The sequence below is a fragment of the Undibacterium sp. 5I2 genome, assembly GCF_035019605.1.
Taxonomy (GTDB): domain Bacteria; phylum Pseudomonadota; class Gammaproteobacteria; order Burkholderiales; family Burkholderiaceae_D; genus Undibacterium.
Genome location: NZ_JASJVS010000149.1, coordinates 1 through 845 on the forward strand (window position 1 = coordinate 1; position 845 = coordinate 845).

1 protein-coding gene is annotated in these 845 nt (G+C 55.9%); it reads left to right on the forward strand.

Annotation, left to right across the window (positions count from 1 at the left end; genetic code table 11):
* On the forward strand, positions 1-845 hold an 845-nt coding region (locus QN359_RS19760; RefSeq protein ID WP_323493419.1), incomplete at both ends, for an SdrD B-like domain-containing protein.

An 845-nucleotide genomic window follows, 5' to 3' on the forward strand; every position in this document is an offset into this window, starting at 1 on the left:
GTTAAGAGTGTCTTGATCGGGGTAGGCAACAATAGCTTTACTTTCAGTCTCAGCGGTTTGTCGGACAGCAGCGAGCGCATTAGCGTAGCTGGCATCGGCCAAACCAGCGGACGCATACTGAACGCTACGGCAGGTACGGCTGTCAGCATCAGCGAAAGTGTGCCCAGCGGTTGGCCGAGCGAACCGGTCAGCGCCAGTTGCATCGACAGGAATGCGGCCATCAGCGGCAACGTCAGCACGCCTGTGGGCAGCCTCAGCGGCGCGACCTTGACGCTGCCGCCCGAAGTACTTAAGCCCGGTGCAAAACTGCTGTGTACCTTTGTGAACTCCTCGGGTTTTCAAGTCAGTGGTCGCGTGTTTAACGATAATGCGGCGGCCGCCGGTGCTGCCAACAACGGCATACTCAATAGCGGTGAAGAGGGCGTGGCTGGGGTGACGATGAGCCTGAGTAATTGCAACGGACGCGAATTGGCGCGGGTGCAGAGCGATGGCAATGGTGATTACAGTCTCAATGTGCCATTTTCTACGGTCAGTGGCGTTAATGTCTGTGTCGAGAAGCAGTTGGAAGCCACGCATTTGTCGACCGGCGCATCGGTCGATAGCACCGCCTTGCGTAATGGTGTAGCGGTGAACAGTGCCGGTACCGCGTATACCTTTTCTCGCTTCCCAACTCAAGAGCAGATCAGTTTTATCGTCGTCGATCGTCGTTACAGTAAATTGAATTTCGCCGAAGTGCGGCAAAATACGTTTGCCGCCGATGGGGCCAGTACTGGCTTGCCGGGAACGACGGTAAGCTATCCGCATATTTTCAAAGCGCAGACCAGCGGTAAGCTGAGTTTCTTGGT